Annotated in this window: 2 protein-coding genes; one reads left to right on the top strand and one right to left on the bottom strand. The window is 63.1% G+C overall.

Going from position 1 to position 1,922, the window contains the following annotated elements; genetic code table 11:
* Positions 1–1,443, bottom strand: a 1,443-nt coding sequence (locus tag EPO09_RS01985) for a patatin-like phospholipase family protein (RefSeq protein WP_290639649.1), incomplete at its 3' end; no start/stop codon positions are given.
* A gap of 134 nt (positions 1,444–1,577) precedes the next feature.
* On the opposite strand from EPO09_RS01985, the gene EPO09_RS01980 reads away from it, so the two are divergent.
* On the top strand, positions 1,578–1,745 hold the full coding sequence (locus tag EPO09_RS01980; RefSeq protein ID WP_290639647.1) for a DUF3149 domain-containing protein: 168 nt from the start codon (positions 1,578–1,580) through the stop codon (positions 1,743–1,745).
* Positions 1,746–1,922: the final 177 nt, after the last annotated feature.

Raw genomic sequence — 1,922 nt, 5'->3', positions numbered from 1 at the left:
TGTACCCAAAGCCGGCGCCGTGCCCAGGCGCAAAAAGTTGCGCCACTCGGTGCCGGACGTGTCCAGCCAGTGCCGGTTGTGCACGAGCTTGAGGTTGAAGGCGCTGCGCCCCCGGTTATCGGCGCTGAAGTCCAGCCCCATCTGCAGATAGTCGGGCCCCCAGGTTTTGTCCTTGAGCGCAAAGACCAGGCCCTCCTGGCCATCCGGTGTGCGCACAAGTCGGTAATCCGTGCCCTGGTAGTCGCCAGAGGCGGCCAGCACCGTGAGATCACGCTCGGCCTTGGCCACATCGAACACCTGGCCGGGTTGCGTCAGCAGGATATCGGAGCGGGCATCTGGATGTGTGAGCTGCGAGCCCTCGAAACGCACGAAGGTGAGCGGCACTGCCTGGGTCTGCCGCTTGACGCGCTGAGCCTTCCAGCGCGCATAGTCGGCCTCGCTGAGCTTGAGATCCTGCATGCGCAGCACCATGGCCTCGGCCTGCAACTCGCCCAGGGTCATGAACTCCGGCGCGCGGTTGAAGTCGGCCGCCGTCATGCCCTCCAGCGTGGGCGCGATGAGCACATCCTGCGGCGTCAGCGAGGCCAGCGACTGGCGCACGTTCTGCTCGGTCAGGATGTTGATCATCTGGGCGGTCACGCCGGTCAGCGAAGACAAGGTATCTCGCCTGGCCAATGGCGTGCCGATGTTGACGACGATGAGGCGCTCTGCCCCCAGTTGCCTGGCCACATCGACCGGCGTGTTGTTGACCAGGCCGCCATCCCCCAGGATGCGGCCATTGACCTCCACTGGCGCAAACACCCCCGGCACAGACATGCTGGAGCGCAAGGCCGTGGCCAGATCGCCGTCTTTCAGCGTGACGGCCTGGCCCGATTCCATGTCCGTGGCCACGGCACGGAACGGCGTGGGCAGATCGTCAAAGCTCTTGATGTGCCGCGCCGACAAGGTCAGGCGACGCAGATGCGATTCCAGCCCCCGGCTGGACACCGAGCCCACAGGCGCTTTCAAGCCATCCGCGCCCACACCTACTTCCAGCAGCGGCGAGACCTCGAAATCCTGCTCCTTGCGACGCTGAGACAACTCGCGCCTGTCCACACGGCTGGCGAACACATTGTCCCAATCGAGCTTGCGCACCTCGGCTTCCACCTCGACGGCCGACATGCCACTGGCATACAAGCCGCCCACGATGGCGCCCATGGAGGTGCCCGCAATCACATCCACCGGAATGCGTTCACGCTCCAGCACCTTGAGCACACCCACGTGCGCCAGGCCGCGCGCACCGCCGCCGGACAACACCAGGCCGATGCGCGGGCGCTTGGGCACCGTCTCAGCCGTACTGCCGCCAGCCTCCTGGGCGATAACGGACGCAGCCAGGACGAGACCACACAGGCCCAGCAGCGCCGTGCGTGTGGCGTGAAAAGGCAGGATGCGAATCGATTGCATCCCCACATTGTGCCGCGTCAAATTCTGCATACCCCCGGGGGCTTCGAAGCAATGCGCTTGATGTGGATCAGAACCGGTCGGGCTCAACAGGCGTCAGATAGCACTTGAGATTTGTTTGAAAAGGAGAACCAACCATGCACGCCTGGAACGACTTCCTCACCACTGACTATGGCCTGATGAGTTTGGCCGTGATTGCCTTCATGTTCGTCATGCTCGGCTATATCTATCACTACGTGGCCAAGCATGTGAAGGAAGACACTGAAAAGCACGATCGTCTCGTGCGCGAAGCACACGGCGGGTGATCAAACAAAAAGGCCTGCGCCCCCAGATGGAAGCGCAGGCTTGAAGAAGCGCAAGAGTGCGGCGGGGCCCTGTCAGGCTACCCGCCTTTCTGCCATCAACGCATCTGAGCAATGATGCGTTCGATGTGGTGCTCGGCAAATGCGGTCGTTGACAAGGCGGGGTTGGCCACCAACGAA

It is taken from the genome of Aquabacterium sp., assembly GCF_004297345.1.
GTDB lineage: Bacteria > Pseudomonadota > Gammaproteobacteria > Burkholderiales > Burkholderiaceae_C > Aquabacterium.
This window is presented reverse-complemented; position numbering and strand designations above follow the sequence as displayed.

What these genes read in the sequence shown, in the direction of transcription:
- EPO09_RS01980 (WP_290639647.1), top strand. Translation starts at nt 1,578, where the DNA reads ATGCACGCCTGGAACGACTTCCTCACCACTGACTATGGCCTGATGAGT.